At 53.4% G+C, this 14,748-nt stretch carries 13 protein-coding genes and 2 pseudogenes; 7 read left to right on the top strand and 8 right to left on the bottom strand.

What is annotated here, in order from left to right; genetic code table 11:
* Positions 1 to 128 precede the first annotated feature (128 nt).
* Complete coding sequence (gene lon, locus A3841_RS14185) at positions 129 to 2,615, bottom strand: endopeptidase La (RefSeq protein WP_073853018.1); 2,487 nt, start codon at positions 2,613 to 2,615, stop codon at positions 129 to 131.
* 225 nt (positions 2,616 to 2,840) lie between these two features.
* Between lon and A3841_RS14180 the strand changes: the two genes are divergently transcribed.
* From A3841_RS14180 to A3841_RS14170, 3 genes are all read left to right on the top strand, one after another.
* Positions 2,841 to 4,814, top strand: a complete 1,974-nt coding sequence (locus A3841_RS14180) for an OmpA family protein (protein WP_073853441.1) — start codon at positions 2,841 to 2,843, stop codon at positions 4,812 to 4,814.
* A gap of 46 nt (positions 4,815 to 4,860) precedes the next feature.
* A complete protein-coding gene (locus tag A3841_RS14175; RefSeq protein WP_073853016.1) occupies positions 4,861 to 5,112 on the top strand; it encodes a hypothetical protein in 252 nt (83 codons plus the stop codon).
* 63 nt (positions 5,113 to 5,175) lie between these two features.
* On the top strand, positions 5,176 to 5,937 hold the full coding sequence (locus A3841_RS14170) for a DUF4184 family protein (RefSeq protein ID WP_073853014.1): 762 nt from the start codon (positions 5,176 to 5,178) through the stop codon (positions 5,935 to 5,937).
* Positions 5,938 to 5,990: 53 nt separating this feature from the next.
* Here the strand turns inward: A3841_RS14170 and A3841_RS14165 are convergent, their stop codons facing one another.
* The 3 genes from A3841_RS14165 to A3841_RS14155 are packed head-to-tail and all read right to left on the bottom strand — an operon-like array spanning position 5,991 to position 9,696.
* A complete protein-coding gene (locus tag A3841_RS14165) occupies positions 5,991 to 7,166 on the bottom strand; it encodes a LysM peptidoglycan-binding domain-containing protein (RefSeq protein ID WP_073853012.1) in 1,176 nt (391 codons plus the stop codon).
* A 13-nt stretch (positions 7,167 to 7,179) separates the two neighbouring features.
* Entirely contained in the window at positions 7,180 to 8,493 is a 1,314-nt protein-coding gene (gene rseP / locus A3841_RS14160; RefSeq protein ID WP_073853010.1) for an RIP metalloprotease RseP, read from the bottom strand.
* Between the two features lie 51 nt (positions 8,494 to 8,544).
* Complete coding sequence (locus A3841_RS14155) at positions 8,545 to 9,696, bottom strand: 1-deoxy-D-xylulose-5-phosphate reductoisomerase (protein ID WP_073853007.1); 1,152 nt, start codon at positions 9,694 to 9,696, stop codon at positions 8,545 to 8,547.
* A 44-nt stretch (positions 9,697 to 9,740) separates the two neighbouring features.
* Between A3841_RS14155 and A3841_RS20080 the strand changes: the two genes are divergently transcribed.
* Positions 9,741 to 9,920 (top strand): hypothetical protein, encoded by a 180-nt coding sequence (locus A3841_RS20080; RefSeq protein ID WP_139307972.1) that lies wholly within the window; start codon positions 9,741 to 9,743, stop codon positions 9,918 to 9,920.
* A gap of 378 nt (positions 9,921 to 10,298) precedes the next feature.
* Here the strand turns inward: A3841_RS20080 and A3841_RS14150 are convergent, their stop codons facing one another.
* Entirely contained in the window at positions 10,299 to 11,801 is a 1,503-nt protein-coding gene (locus A3841_RS14150) for a GH3 auxin-responsive promoter family protein (protein WP_073853005.1), read from the bottom strand.
* A gap of 163 nt (positions 11,802 to 11,964) precedes the next feature.
* Between A3841_RS14150 and A3841_RS14145 the strand changes: the two genes are divergently transcribed.
* Entirely contained in the window at positions 11,965 to 12,399 is a 435-nt protein-coding gene (locus A3841_RS14145) for an OsmC family peroxiredoxin (RefSeq protein ID WP_073853004.1), read from the top strand.
* Between the two features lie 60 nt (positions 12,400 to 12,459).
* The gene (locus tag A3841_RS14140; RefSeq protein WP_073853002.1) at positions 12,460 to 12,969 is read left to right on the top strand and encodes a hypothetical protein; all 510 of its coding nucleotides are present in this window, start codon (positions 12,460 to 12,462) and stop codon (positions 12,967 to 12,969) included.
* A gap of 93 nt (positions 12,970 to 13,062) precedes the next feature.
* Here the strand turns inward: A3841_RS14140 and A3841_RS14135 are convergent.
* Positions 13,063 to 13,407: pseudogene (locus A3841_RS14135) on the bottom strand (helix-turn-helix domain-containing protein); the annotation flags it as partial.
* Here A3841_RS14135 and A3841_RS20850 point away from each other — a divergent pair.
* Positions 13,398 to 13,601 (top strand): annotated as a pseudogene (locus A3841_RS20850) (IS1 family transposase); the annotation flags it as partial. The pseudogenes A3841_RS14135 and A3841_RS20850 sit on opposite strands and share 10 nt — an antisense overlap.
* Before the next feature lie 43 nt (positions 13,602 to 13,644).
* Here A3841_RS20850 and A3841_RS14125 read toward each other — a convergent pair.
* Both A3841_RS14125 and A3841_RS14120 read right to left on the bottom strand, forming a co-directional pair.
* A complete protein-coding gene (locus A3841_RS14125) occupies positions 13,645 to 14,451 on the bottom strand; it encodes a sulfotransferase domain-containing protein (protein ID WP_073852998.1) in 807 nt (268 codons plus the stop codon).
* A gap of 73 nt (positions 14,452 to 14,524) precedes the next feature.
* Positions 14,525 to 14,748 (bottom strand): helix-turn-helix domain-containing protein (locus tag A3841_RS14120; RefSeq protein WP_317042494.1); only part of this gene is annotated, 224 nt, incomplete at its 5' end.

The raw sequence follows: 14,748 nt of genomic DNA, 5'->3' as shown, positions 1-14,748 counted from the left end.
AATAAGCCGGGAACCTGTCGTTAGGCTAAATTCGGAGGCCGCTGCAGGCTGCCACCAAAATCCTTTCAGGATGACAAAACGGGAGTACCAAGTATAAAATTCACTCAATCACTCATTCGCTCACTCACTCATTCATTCTCAACTTTTTCCTCCCGCACCACCAGCTTCAGCGGATGCTTCACCTTCTCCTTGAGCAAAGCGATCTTCACGACGTCATCCACACGGTCTACATAATGGATGGTAAGGCCTTTGATGTACTGCCCCGGAATCTCGTTGATGTCCTTTTTGTTCTTCTGGCTAAGTATGATATCGGTGATACCAGCACGTTTGGCCGCCAGGATCTTCTCTTTGATACCTCCTACCGGAAGCACCTTGCCACGCAACGTGATCTCGCCAGTCATGGCCAACCTGGACTTCACTTTGCGCTGCGTAAACACCGAGGCGATAGACGTAAAAATAGCGATACCGGCCGACGGTCCGTCTTTCGGCACGGCGCCTTCCGGGAAGTGGATGTGCAGGTCGTACTGGTCGAAGAGACGATAATCGATGTCCAGCAAATCAGCATGGGCTTTTAAGTAGGAGATGGCCGTCATCGCCGACTCCTTCATCACATCCCCCAACTGCCCTGACAGCGTGAGTTTGCCTTTGCCGCGGCTCAATATACTTTCGATGAACAGAATATCACCACCCACCGAGGTCCAGGCCAGGCCTGTTACCACGCCGGCCGTATCGATGTCCTGGTAAATTTCCTTGTCGAAGATCTCGGAGCCCATGATCCTGGTCACATCCTCCGGTTTGATGGACTTGGCAAACTCCTCCTCCATGGCCTTTTGCTTGGCGGTATTGCGCACCAGCTGGCCAATCTTGCGCTCCAGGTTCCGAACGCCCGACTCGCGGGTATAATCTTCGATCAGTTTATGAATAGTGGCTTTCGGGATCTTCACATCCTCCGGCTCCAGCCCGTGCTCGGCCACCTGCTTGGGCACCAAATGGCGCTTGGCAATCTCGGTTTTCTCCTCCAAAGTATAACCCGTCAGCTCAATGATCTCCATACGGTCGCGCAGGGCGGGCTGTATGGTCTCCAGCGAGTTGGCCGTGGCAATGAAGAGCACCCTCGAGAGATCATACTCCACATCCAGGTAGTTATCCATAAAGGTATGGTTCTGCTCCGGGTCCAGCACCTCCAGCAAGGCCGAAGACGGGTCGCCGCGGAAATCAGAGGCCAGTTTATCGATCTCGTCCAGTATGATCACCGGGTTAGAGGAGCCCGTTTTCTTGATCTGGCTGATGATCTTGCCCGGCATGGCGCCTACGTAGGTACGGCGGTGGCCCCGTATCTCCGCCTCATCACGCACCCCCCCCAGCGACATGCGCACGTAGTTACGGCCCAGCGCCTTGGCAACAGAGCGGCCCAGCGAGGTTTTGCCCACGCCCGGAGGCCCGTACAGGCAAAGGATAGGCGCCTTCATGTCGTTTTTGAGCTTGAGCACGGCCAGGTACTCCAGTATGCGCTCCTTCACCTTCTCCAGGCCATAGTGGTCGGCGTCCAGGATCTTCTTGGTGCGCCTCAGGTTAAAGTTATCCTTGGTGTACTCGCGCCACGGCAGGTCCAGCAAAAACTCCAGGTAGCTTACCGCCACCGGGTACTCGGCTGCCTGCGGGTTGAGACGGGCCAGCTTATCAATTTCCTTCTTGAAGTGCAGCGCCACCGGCTCCGGCCATTTCTTCTTCATGGCGCGCTCCCGGAAACGCTCTATCTCCTGGTCCGGTCCCTCCTGGCCCAACTCGTCCTGCAGCACCTTTATCTGCTGGCGCAGGAAGTAGTCGCGCTGCTGCTGGTCCAGGTCGGTGTGTACCTTGGTATGGATCTCCTGCTTCAGCTCCAGCAGCTGTATCTCGCGCAGCATCAGTTCCAGCAGTTGCGTGCCGCGCTCCTTGCCGTCGTTCACCTCCAGCAGCTCCTGCTTCTGGGCCACTTCCACGTTCAGGTTAGAAGACAGGAAGTGCGTCAGGAAACTGGGGCTGTCGATGTTGTCGAGCGCCACCTGGGCCTCCTGCGGGATCTCCGGGTTCAGCTTCAGCATTTTGGCGGCCGCATCCTTGAGCGACTGCACCAGCGCCTTCACTTCCTTGCTCTTCTTGTCCATCGGGGTTTCCTCGCACAGGCTTACCTTGGCAGCCAGGTATGGGTCCTCCTGCGTTACCTCCTCTATCTGAAAGCGGCTGTGGCCCTGTATAATGATGGTGGTATTACCGTCCGGCAGCACCAGCATCTTCAGGATCTTGGCAATGGTGCCCACGTTGTAGAGGTCTTCTGCCGTCGGGTCGTCCGAAAGGGTGTTCTTCTGCGCCACCACGCCGATCACGGCGCCGCCGCTGTGCGACTTGCGCACCAGCTTAACAGACTTTTTGCGGCTTACCGTGATCGGCAACACCACCCCCGGAAACAGCACCGTGTTGCGCACCGCCAGAATCGGAAGTTCGTCAGGCAGGTCCACCGGTTTCATTTCGTCCTCTATTTCAGCTGTTATAATGGGTATCAGTTCCATGCCGTCGTCGTCGGAGGCGCTATTGAGCAGCAGGTTTTGCAGAAAATGCTTGAATGTTTGGTTCATATTTTAGATTAGTGCCATTTTGACAGGAAAACACCGTTTCTCCCCCGGTTTTCCTGCACTGCTTTTAGTGTTCAAGACCTGTGCCAAGGCTGGCAGCCTGTAGATTTGTCCGCTCCGGGGAGAGCCCCGAAAGTCGCACAAAAAAATAGCACTAACCGGAAGCACGTTTACAATAATATAGCGCAAAATTAATATCTTTGGGCGTTGGGCAAAATTGTATCGCTGATGAAACGCTTGTTCCTGTTGGTATTCCTGCTGCTCGCGTTCCTGGCACCTGCCATGGTGCAGGCACAGCAAATAAAACACGTTGACCCCGACGATAAGGCCGAGGCGAACCTACAGGTCAGCAAATCGCAGCCAGCCCCGGAGCTGCACCTCGATTTTCCCAATTTAAATAAAATCCCGTACTATCACGACCGTAAGAAGCTATCTCTTATCCACAGGCTGGAGAAACGTAAGCAATATAACAAGGTTCTTCCGCTGCTGGAGGAGTACGTGCACCGGTTCGGGGTCCAGAATTTTTATAAGGATACACAGCTTCTCTGGCGTCTGGGCCAGCTGCACGAGCGCCAGGGAAATCCGGAAAAAGCCAAGGCCCTGTACCGCCTGGTACTGAAGCACCACCGCTCCGACGTGCGCAACATCATGTCTTACTACGACTCGCTGGAGCAGAACACCAAGGACTATTACGTGCCGCTGGACTATTACTATGAGTTGGTGGAGTACCGCAAGTCCATCGCTACGTTTAAGCCGCCCAAAGGCGTTTACCTGAACATGGGCAACCCTATCAACTCGCCTTACGCCGACTACGGCCCCACGCTGAACGACGAGAACGAGCTGCTCATCTTTACGTCCAAGCGCAACGTGGGCGGCCTGCGGAACCGCACCAATGAGGATTTATACTTTAGCAAGCAGAATAATGGCTTTTGGGAGGAGGCGCAGTCGTTTGGCAAACCGATCAACAGTATCTTTAACGAGGGCTCGGCCTGCCTGAGCCGCGACGGCAGCACGCTATACTTTGCCCGCTGCGAGGCGCCCGACAGTTACGGCAACTGCGATATTTACATGGCCACACGCCAGGAGGACGGCAGCTGGGGCGAGATCAAGAACCTGGGCGCCAACGTGAACAGCAGTGGCTGGGACTCACAGCCAACCCTCTCGAAGCAGGAGGACACGCTATATTTTGCCTCCGACCGCCTGGGCGGATTTGGCCTCTCCGACATCTACTTCACCCACAAAACCAAGTCGGGTGGCTGGGCGCCGGCACAGAACCTGGGTCCCGTGGTGAACACCCGCGAGAGCGAGGTGAGCCCTTTCCTGCACCCGAAGTTCCAGGTGTTATACTTCAGCTCGCGCGGCCAGCTCAACCACTTCGGCGATTTTGACATTTACAAGACCTACCTGGTGCAGGGGAACTGGCAGGAGCCGCGCAACATTGGTCCGCTCGTGAACGGCCGCGGCAGCGAGTACTACTTCACCATCGATGCCGGCTCCAGGAACCTGTACTATGCCCGCTCCGAGGCCAGCGACATCCAGAACCTGGACCTCTACTCCTTCCCGCTGCCCATGGAGGCGCACCCACTGGCCGTCACCAAAGTAGAAGGCATCCTTACCGACTCCGTGACCCGGAAGCCGCTCTCCGCCGTCGTCTCCGTCATCGACATGGACAACGGCATCGAGATATCAAGCAAGTATGTGCGGCCGGACGGCTCCTTTGAATTTAACCTCATCGACAACACCCGTTACATGATCCTGATCCAGAGCCCGGACTTCTTCACGATAGAGCGCGAGCTGGAGCTGAGGGGAGACACGTCGATCGACTTTATGACCTCCGTGATCGATTACAGCATCCCGATCGTGTTCGAGAACATTGAATTTGACCCGATGCAGTCGGATATTACGCCGGAGATGGAGCCGATCCTGGATGAGGTGGCTTACTTCATGATCGACCACCCGACGCACCGCCTCGAGATTGCCGGCCATACCGACAGCGCCGGAGACCCTGACTTTAACCTCACCCTCTCGCAGGACCGCGCCGAGGCCATCAAGCGGTACATCGAACGCAAGGTGAACATCGGCGGCGACCGCATCGACGCCATTGGCTACGGCAGCAGCGTGCCCATCCGCGAGGAGCAGACCGAGGAGGACCGCCGCATTAACCGCCGCGTGGAGTTCAAGATCATCAAGCCAAGAAACTAATGGCCCGCTGCAGCAAAAGCGGCGGCATTTATACTTTTAGCAAGCTGTGATAGCAAGTATACTAACAGGCTCGCTAGCTTTTGAGCACCTGGGCGCCTCCACGCGCTGGCTATACTACCTGGCACACAGCGGGCTGACCGGCAGCAGGCGCCGAAAGTACAGCGAGTTTTACGATGGAAGAAAGGGCTGGCGGTTTTCCAGGAAAACCCATAATGCCATCTATAACAACATCATTGGTTTGATTACTTTGGTTGTTATACTTCGCATCGCATTATTCCTCTCAGAAAATTTCTATTAAAGTATAAAAGGCTGAGCCTCTTAAGGGAGATTTGCGTTAGTAAGTAGGATTCACGGAAGCCTTATGCCCTTCACCGCTGCCCATCCTGCCATTATACTTCCCTTGCTGCGCCGCCGCTGGCTTTCGGCCACGGGCCTGATAATGGGCAGCATGGCTCCGGATTTTGAGTATTTCCTGCGGCTAAAGACTCAGAGCGAGATCAGCCATACCCTGCCGGGCCTTTTCCTGTTTAACCTGCCGGTGGCCCTGCTGCTGTGCGTGCTCTTCCATACCCTGGTGCGCGACCAGGCCATGCAGTACCTGCCTCCCTACTTCAGGCAGCGGGCGCTCGCAGTTGCTTTCCCTGCAGACTGGCTACACTACCAGCGCCGGCGCTGGCTCGTGGTGTCTGTATCTGTTGTGCTGGGCGCCTTCTCACACCTTTTCTGGGATAGCTTTACGCATTCAGGCCTGTATTTTGTAAACCAGCTTCCGGCCTTGTCCCATACGCTCACGCTACCCTTGCTGGACCAGGAGATCGTGCTGCACCGCCTTGTGCAGCATGTAAGTACCGCCGTGGGTGCCTCGTTTATACTTTGGTATGTGCACCAGCTGCCGGCAAAGCCACTGCCGAAAGGGCAGGAAAGCGACCCCTGGCTTGGTTTCTGGCTTCTTATCGCCACGGCGGGCTACCTGTTCCTGCTGTTTAACCTGATGGTGCGCAGGCACCTGGAGCGAAAGCCGGGCCACATGATCGTGACACTGATCAGCGGGTGGCTGCTTGCCCTTCTCCTGTCTGGCTTCGTGACCTGGCTGCAGCAGAGGATGGCAATCAAAAAAGGCTGAGCCTCCTTAGCGGAAACGCAGCCTTTTTATACTTTATACTTCAAAACTATGCTTTATTTCCGGGCTGTTGGTAGATCGGAGAGCACACGTCTGGCCATGCCCGGCATACTGTCGCTCACAATGCGCTGCACATCGTTGATGTTGGACTCGTAAGGCACCTTCACCTTGTTGCCGGATACCAGCTGACCCTTGCTGTCGTAGATGCTGTAGTGCACCGTAAAATCGCGCTGGTAGTTCTGGGCGGCACGGTCGAGGCAGTTTTCGTAAATGGTCTGCACCTCAAACTGGTTGATGAAAACGTAGTAGTCGATGCCGTATTGGTTGTTGAAGTAGCTGAAGAAGTTTGAGTCCTTCACCGTTACGCCGAAATGCTTCTCCGGGTCCTGCGCCACGGGCAGCACGGCTGGCTGGCCCTTAATGCCCAGTTTGCCTTTCTGGTCCTTCACCCAGTTTAGCATTCCTCCTTTTTCCTCTCTGGCAGCAGGTTGGTGGTTATACCTGCTCTGCTTGTTATCGGCGTAGGCATAATTTAGCGACTTGTACAGGCGGCTCAGCTCGCTCACGCTATCGCGGTACACGCCACCCAGCAGGTGGATTGTCTCATAGCCTTCCGGCGCCATCATGGCGTTCAGGCGGCCACGGAACACGTGGCGCACGTTCTGCAGCGGTATCCTGGACTGGCGCGCAATCTCCATATCAGCATCGGAGAAGTATAGATGCGGGTCGAAAGGCACCACCAGGATGCGGCTCTTGGTTTTGTAGGCTGCCGGCTTGGGCTCCGGCGCCGGAGAGGCCGATGTACTCTCGGCAGCTTTCGCAACTGCGGCCTTGGCAGGGGCAGGTTTTGGAGCCGGAGGAGTGGTTGCTACAGGTGCAGCCTGTGCTACTGGAGTTGGTTTAGCAGCCGGTTTTGCGGAAGGCGCTGGCGCCGCTGCCGGTCTGGCCGCGGCCTGCTTTCTACGGGCAGGGTTGGTAAGGTATAGCGTCTGGCCGATCTGCAGAATGTTCCCGTTCCAGGTCTGCAGCGAGTCCAGGGGCAGGTTAAAGCGGCGCGACAGGCTGTAATAGGTATCGCCCTGCTGCACCTGGTACACGCTGTCGCTTTGTGCCGCGACAGCGCCCAGGTTTATACTTTCAGGCCAGGGTGCCGGTGCAGCCTTAGCTTGGTTAAATGCAAAAACAAAAAGAAGGATTAAGTTTGCAAACGCTACTCTTACGATGGAATTCATGGGAAAATCTTTGTTAGAAGATTATCTTAAACACATCGTTAAAGATAGCAAATGCCATTAAGCCTAACAATAAAACCATGCCCACTTTCTGGGCATTTTCCAAAAAGTTGTCGGACGGCTTGCGACCGCTGATCATCTCGTAGGTCAGGAACACTACGTGGCCGCCGTCCAGCGCCGGGATCGGCAGGAAGTTCATAAAGGCCAGCACCATCGAGAGCATGCCGGTGATGCTCCAGAACTTGTACCAGTTAAACGTGTCGCCGAAGATCTGCGCAATGCCGATCGGACCGCTCAGTGACTTGGAGGCCGATACCTCGCCGCGGAAGATCTTTCCGAAACCCTTCAGGTTGGCTGTGATCACGCTGAAGGCCTGGTCGGTGCCCATCGGGATGGCCTCTGCCAAACTATACTCGCGGGTAGCCGTCTGCAGCAGTGGCACCGCCTGGAAACCGATCGTTCCGTCCTCGCTTACCTCTGCCTTTAGCTTCACCAGTTTGTCGTTGCGCTCCACGGTCATGGTAATGGCTTTGCCCGCGTTGGCTTTCAGGGCCTCCTGGAACTCATGGAAGAACTTCACGCTCTCGCCGTTTATCATTGTGATGAAGTCGCCTTCCTGCAGGCCTGCCTTGGAGGCGGCGCTGCCTTTTACCACCTGGCCTACCTTAAACGGCATGCGGGGCTCTACAAAAAACACCTGGCTCTTGTTGTCGGCCAGTTTATCCATTAGATCCACCGGCACCTTCAGGTCCACCAGCTGGCCGTTGCGCTCCACGGTATAGTAGGAGTTGCTGCCCAGCAACGCATCCATCGAGCGGATATCCTCAAAGCGCTCCAGTTCCTTGCCGTTCACGGCCACTACCTTATCTCCTGTCTGGAAACCGATCTCCTGCCCTAACTCATTGGCCACAATGCCATACTTTACCTCCTTGGCCGGGATGTACTGCTCCCCATAAGTATAGGTAAGGGCGATGAAGATGACGATGCCCGTGATCACGTTCACGATGATACCGCCCATCATCACGATCAGGCGCTGCCAGGCCGGCTTGGCGCGGAACTCCCATGGCTTTGGCTCCTCCTTCAGGGCCTCCGTGTCCATCGACTCGTCCACCATACCGGAGATCTTCACGAAACCGCCCAACGGGATCAGGCCCAGCATGTACTCTGTTTCACCGAACTTCTTGCTGAAAACCTTCGGAGGAAAGCCAATGGCATACTTCTCTACACGCATCCCGAACCATTTGGCCGTCAGCATGTGCCCCAACTCGTGCAAGCCAACTAAAATTGTGAGGCCTAGAATAAGCTGGCCCACCATGATCAATATATCCATCTAAAAAAATCTGTTTCTGTGGCGCTGCCGGAAGGCAACAGGAAGTATAGTTTATTTGTTTATAAGTTCTGCAGCCAATTTGCGTGCCTCTTCATCTGTGGTAACATAGTCTTCATAAGAAGGATTCGCAATATACGCAACTTTTGCCATACAGCTTTCTATGATATCAGACATCTGCAGAAAACCCACCTCGTCGCGCAGGAAGGCATTGACAGCCACCTCGTTGGCCGCGTTCAGGGTGCAGGGCATGTTGCCACCGCGCTCCATGGCCTCAAAGGCCAGCTGCAGGTTGCGGAAGGTCTTCAGGTCGGGCTGCTCAAAGGTGAGTTGCGGGTAGTCCAGGAAGCTGAAACGCGGAAAATCGGACTTGAGGCGCTGCGGGTAGCCCAGTGCGTACTGAATCGGCAGCTTCATATCGGGCAGGCCGAGTTGTGCTTTTATGGAGCCATCCTCGAACTGCACCAGCGAGTGGATAATGGACTGCGGATGCACCACCACCTCTATCTGCTCATTCCTCAACCCGAAAAGCCATTTGGCCTCGATCACCTCCAGGCCCTTGTTCATCAACGAAGCCGAGTCGATGGTGATTTTGGCGCCCATGTCCCAGTTGGGGTGCTTCAGGGCCTGCGCTTTCGTCACCCCGGCCAGGTCTGCGGCGGTTCTTCCTCTAAACGGCCCACCGGAAGCGGTAAGTATAATTTTCTCGATCGGGTTGTGGAATTCGCCGGCCAGGCACTGGAAAATGGCGCTGTGCTCCGAATCTACCGGGTAAATGTTCACTCCTTTCTCCCGGGCCAGATCGGTAATAAGCTGCCCGGCCACCACCAGCGTCTCCTTGTTGGCCAGCGCGATCTGCTTGCCGGCTTCGATGGCACGTATGGTGGGCAGCAGGCCGGCATAGCCGACCATGGCTGTGAGCACCATGTCCACGGTGCCCATCTCCACCACGGAGCAAAGCGCTTTGCTGCCGGCGTATACTTTCATATCCTCGTGCTGCAGCGCCTGCTGCACTTGCTCGTACAGGTCTTCGCGGGCGATGACGACGACGTTGGGTTTAAACTCCAGCGCCTGCTCTATGAGCAGATCCGCATTGCTGTGGGCGGTGATTACCTCCAGCTCAAAGTTCTCCGGATTCGCCCGAATCACGTCCAACGCCTGCACGCCAATGGAGCCTGTGGAGCCAAGTATGGCTATTCTTTTCATTTTATGTTTTTAGCATGGAGCAACTCTAGTAGCTGCTTTATACTTTGCTTCGCTTATTATGTCCTGCTGTTCCAGACATCCTTGTCCGGAACCCCTCTGCTGCGGATATCTTAGTCCGCGATGGTTATACTTTATACTTTCTCTGGCGCAAGCTGAAAGTCCCGGAGCATTTCGGGGCCTCTGCTTGTGCCTTTTTATACTTCAGCCATACTTTTTATACTTGATTTATACTTCCTTAGCCGCCGCTTCCTTCAGCTTGAACCAAGCTATCCTTATTAGCTACTGCTGATCCTCTAGTTCCCACAAACCTACCGTTGCATCTCTGGCTTTGGTGCTCTCAAGCCCGAGAGGGCTCGCCTTCGGGCATCGCGCTGTGTTCCCTCCTGCGCCAGGGCGCTGCCACTATCGTGGCACCGGATCTCACAAGGCGCTCAACCCAAAGGCTGGGATCAGATTCGATAGCTTCGGCCTTTGCTATGGAACAAGTATAGAATTCCCCTCCTCGGAGGGGCTAGGGGTGGGTTAATCGTTCCTAAGAGCTCCCTTAGATAAGGAGGGACAGGGGTGGCTATACCCGGTACTGTACCCCTAATTCCAAGCCCTTACCCCTGCTTGCTCACCTCCAGCAAACCATCCGCCAGCTTCCTGTCATTGCTCAGCCTTGGCACCTTATTCTGGCCGCCCAGCTTGCCCTGCGACTTCATGTACTTTTGGAAAGCGCTTTTTGGCAGTGGCGTCAGTTTCAGCTTCTGCAGAATGTTACCAGAGATCAGGTCATCGTAGTAGGCGTTTAGCTGGCGCAGCTGCTTGTCCAGTTCCTCGGCAAAGGCATCCGGGCTGTGCGGCTTCTTTGAGAACTCCACCAGCCACTCGTGGTACGAAGATCCCTGGTCCTGGCTCACGAAAGGCGCCACGGTAAACTCCACCAGTTCCACTTCCTTAAACTTCTGCATGGCCTGCTTCATGGCCTTCTCCACCTCCTCGCCTATCACGTGCTCGCCAAAGGCTGAGATAAAGTGCTTGATGCGCCCGCTCACCACCAGCTTGTAAGGCTTCACCGACACAAACTTTACGGTATCGCCAATCGAATAACTCCAGAGGCCGGCGTTGCTGCTGACCACCAGGGCGTAGTTTACCCCCGGCTCCACCTGGCCGATGGTGAGGCGGGTCGGGTTTTCGCTAAAGTACTCCTCCGTAGGTATAAACTCGTAGAAAATACCCGAGTTCAGGAGCAGGAGCAGCCCCGGGTCGCTCTGGCTGTTCTGGTAGGCAAAAAATCCCTCCGAGGCCGGAAACGTCTCAATGGAATCCACCTGCCGGCCAACAGACTCGAACAGTTTTTTGCGGTAAGGCTCAAAATTCACGCCACCATACACAAACAAGCCAAAATTCGGGAAGATGTCCTGTATCTGCTTGCCCGTCTGCCGTATCAGCTTGTCGAAGTACATCTGCACCCAGGGTGGAATGCCCGAGATCAGCGTCATGTTCTGGTCGATGGTCTCCTCGATGATCTGGTCGAGCTTGGTTTCCCAGTCCTCGATGCAGTTGGTGCGGTAGCTGGGCAGCTGGTTGGTACGCAGGTAGCCCGGCACGTGGTGGTTGGCGATGCCGGAAAGTCTTCCTGTCTTGATCCCGCCCACTTCCTCCAGCTCCGGGCTGCCCGACAGGAAGATCATCTTGCCGTCCAGGAAAGCGGACTTGCCGGTTTCGTGCACATAGGCCAAAAGCGCATCGCGGGCGCCGTTGATGTGGTTGGAGATGGAATCGGAGGAGATGGGGATATACTTCGTGCCGGAGGTGGTGCCGGAGGTTTTAGCCAAATAAAGCGGCTTTCCGGGCCACAGCACATCTTTCTCGCCCTCTTTTACCCGGTTAAAGTATGGAGCCAGCGCCTCGTAGTCGCGCACGGGCACGGCCTGCACGTAATCTGCATGCGTTTTTATACTTCCAAAGCCGTGGTCGCGCCCAAAACTGGTGTGCTCCGCCCTGTCTATAATTTCTTTAAATACAGCTTGCTGCGCCTCCGCCGGATGCTCTATCCAACCCTGGTTTTTCTGATGCACATAGGCCGCAAAGGGCTTGCTCAACAACGCTCTTACACCCATACAGTCAGTTCTAGTAACAAGTAAAGATAACCAGATAATGGCGCAATGCCACACCTGGAGGCAAGTTAGGCGCAAAACCGTTTAAATTTAGCAAACATCAACCTAAACCTACGGACACAGTATTAGTTATAGATAACCTTTTGAAACTATAAAAACACCGACTATGAGAAAACACAGAGCAGAAGCCCGCTGGAACAAAGGCCTGAAAAACGGCGAGGGTGAAGTAAAATCGGCTACCGGGGCCTTTCAGTCAAAGTATAGCTTCGCCTCCCGCTTCGGCGACAGCAACAGCGGCACCTCCCCGGAGGAGCTGATCGGGGCCGCCCACGCCGGCTGTTACTCCATGTTCCTGAGTGCCCTGATGGAAAAAGAAAACCTGTCGCCGGAGTATGTCGAGACAAAAGCCGTGGTAACGCTGGGCGAACAGGACGGCGCGCCGACCATCCTGAAAATAGAGCTGACCACCGAGGCCAAGGCCAACGGCCTGGACGACGAGAAGTTGCAGCGGCTAGCACAGGACGCCAAGGAAGGCTGCCCGGTATCCAAGGCGCTAAAGGCGGTGCCGGAAATAACGCTGCAGGCCACGCTTAAAGAATAAATTTGCTATATTGCGGTGAGGCCGTGCCTGGCCAACGATGTTTCACGAAATAATTAAAGAATGGCAGTATCTGGTAGTAGCGCCCGATCGACGTTGATTGTGCAGCTAAGCCCCACGCGTAACGCAAAACTCTCTTTTACAGTGCAACTTATACTGACACTGTTCTGGTTGGCCTGGGCCGTTATGCTCCTTTTCTCTGCCGACCGCACGTATGAGCAGAGCTACCTGTACTACGCCTTCTTCGGGCTGGCGGTCATTTTCTTTTTCTATGTGATCCTGCAGAATACCTCTATTTTCGGGGTGCAGTCTTACATCGAGGTTACGCCGGAGTACATTGTTCAGAAGTTCGGGGTTTTCCGCACCAAGCACATCATCCTGATCCCGGATATTGCCGCCGTGCACATTACGCCCCTGGCGCTGCGCGTGACACTGAAGGATGGCGAGCAAGTATACCTGGACCTGAAGCAGGTGCGCAAGAAGCGCGACCTCAACCGCATCAAGCACACCATCCGCGACCTGTCGGAAGTGCACCAGTTTGAGCTGACGGATAACGTGGGCAACAACGCGTAAACGACCGCATTAGCAGTTTTAAAGTATAAAAATAGCGGCGGCCATACTTTGCAAAGTATGGCCGCCGCTATTTTTATGCCTGGTTTATACTTCTTAACCGGCTTTGGACTTGAACTTCTTCTGAAGCTCCTGTATGCTGGCCTTGAATTTCTTATCGGTGTCGATCAGGTCGGACACGGTTTGCACGGAGTGGATTACGGTGCTGTGGTCGCGGCCGCCGAAGTGGTAGCCGATGGATTTGAGCGAGTGGCTGGTGAACTCCTTGGCAAAGTACATGGCCACCTGGCGCGCCGTCACGATCTCCTTCTTACGCGTTTTGGCCTTCAGCGAGTCCAGGCTTACCTGGAAATACTCCGCCACGGTTTTCTGGATGAAGTCGAGGTTCACCTCCGTCTCCACGTCCTCAATGATGTGCTTCAGGGCCTGCTTGGCAAGCTTTCACTAAAGTGCTGCCTCCGGAAAGGAATAACATTGGCAAAACCTACATCAAACATATTGAAGGAGCGAACCTGTGCCTGAGAACAAGGAACAGAAGGCTTAACCGAAAAACAGCCTACCTCTCTAAAAAAGATCAAAACCAATACTATGCAATGAAACTAATATTCTTTTACAGAAACCATCATACATTGTAGACCACAATCCTAAATATTTAAGGTTTTAGTTTTCCAAAGTTATTTAAAACCCCCACTTTGATACATCTATATTATAAGTAAGGTTTAAGCTAACCATGTCCTCTTTCAATAATTCATATATTTTCTCTTTCTGTTCTTCGGTCAACTGCACTTGATCAGGCTGCGGAAATAAATCGGCTACTAAAGTTTTAACATAGTCTTTAAAATAACTCGGCGTCATCGTTACAAATGGACTCAAATAACGCTTTAACTTTAAAAAGTTTCTATTAACACCTTTTGTTTTATTTTTTACTTCATAAGTTATTTCCGGATTGAAATTAGAAGCACTAATAAATCTAAAAATATCTTTACACACTTTATTAGGTTTATTCTTTAAATCATCAAAATCTACTATAAAAAAGTTTTCTAAAGGAAAGTATTTTCTGAACTCTTGTAATTGTGTATAGTATTTTGAAACGTTTATTAGGTGGGGGGAGTCAATTTTAGCTTCCCATGAGAGGTCTTTCCGCATAAAATTGTAATGTGATCGAATTCTCTCGTAAGGATTTCTTATAACATATATAAATTTGGGACTCAAACCATATTCTTTGATTCTCCTTGGCACCCCGTTTTCAGTTGGAAATTTAGTGTAACCTGTGGATGCATCCAAAGTAAATTTATGCGACACTTGATCAATATTAAAGAGTTCTAAATATTGACCTTTTTTAAATTTCTTGTGCCCCATGCTAATTGAAAAATACTCTGGTTCTTTTATCACACAAGGACATATCTCTGGATGCTTGATTAGATAGTCATACAGTGATGTAGTTCCACATTTCATAGCACCAATAATGATTATATTTTTAATCATATATTAAAATTTCTATTTTAGAACCTTTTGCAGGATTATTTCATTCCACAGTTTAACAGATAAAAGACTTAATTTAACCAGCCTTGGACTTAAACTTCTTCTGAAGTTCCTGTATACTGGCCTTGAATTTCTTATCGGTGTCGATCAGGTCGGACACGGTTTGCACGGAGTGGATCACGGTGCTGTGGTCGCGGCCGCCGAAGTGGTAGCCGATGGATTTGAGCGAGTGGCTGGTGAACTCCTTGGCAAAGTACATGGCCACCTGGCGCGCCGTCACGATCTCCTTCTTACGCGTTT

This window comes from Pontibacter flavimaris (assembly GCF_001907195.1).
GTDB classification, from domain to species: Bacteria; Bacteroidota; Bacteroidia; order Cytophagales; family Hymenobacteraceae; genus Pontibacter; species Pontibacter flavimaris.
Note: the sequence above shows the minus strand (reverse complement) of the source record. Positions and strands in the feature narration are given on the sequence as shown.

Excerpts from the sequence above, each read along its gene's own strand:
- lon (WP_073853018.1), bottom strand. The coding sequence starts at position 2,615 with ATGAACCAAACATTCAAGCATTTTCTGCAAAACCTGCTGCTCAATAGC.
- A3841_RS14180 (WP_073853441.1), top strand. The coding sequence starts at position 2,841 with ATGAAACGCTTGTTCCTGTTGGTATTCCTGCTGCTCGCGTTCCTGGCA.
- A3841_RS14170 (WP_073853014.1), top strand. The coding sequence starts at position 5,176 with ATGCCCTTCACCGCTGCCCATCCTGCCATTATACTTCCCTTGCTGCGC.
- A3841_RS14165 (WP_073853012.1), bottom strand. The coding sequence starts at position 7,166 with ATGAATTCCATCGTAAGAGTAGCGTTTGCAAACTTAATCCTTCTTTTT.
- rseP (WP_073853010.1), bottom strand. The coding sequence starts at position 8,493 with ATGGATATATTGATCATGGTGGGCCAGCTTATTCTAGGCCTCACAATT.
- A3841_RS14155 (WP_073853007.1), bottom strand. The coding sequence starts at position 9,696 with ATGAAAAGAATAGCCATACTTGGCTCCACAGGCTCCATTGGCGTGCAG.
- A3841_RS14150 (WP_073853005.1), bottom strand. The coding sequence starts at position 11,801 with ATGGGTGTAAGAGCGTTGTTGAGCAAGCCCTTTGCGGCCTATGTGCAT.
- A3841_RS14145 (WP_073853004.1), top strand. The coding sequence starts at position 11,965 with ATGAGAAAACACAGAGCAGAAGCCCGCTGGAACAAAGGCCTGAAAAAC.
- A3841_RS14140 (WP_073853002.1), top strand. The coding sequence starts at position 12,460 with ATGGCAGTATCTGGTAGTAGCGCCCGATCGACGTTGATTGTGCAGCTA.
- A3841_RS14125 (WP_073852998.1), bottom strand. The coding sequence starts at position 14,451 with ATGATTAAAAATATAATCATTATTGGTGCTATGAAATGTGGAACTACA.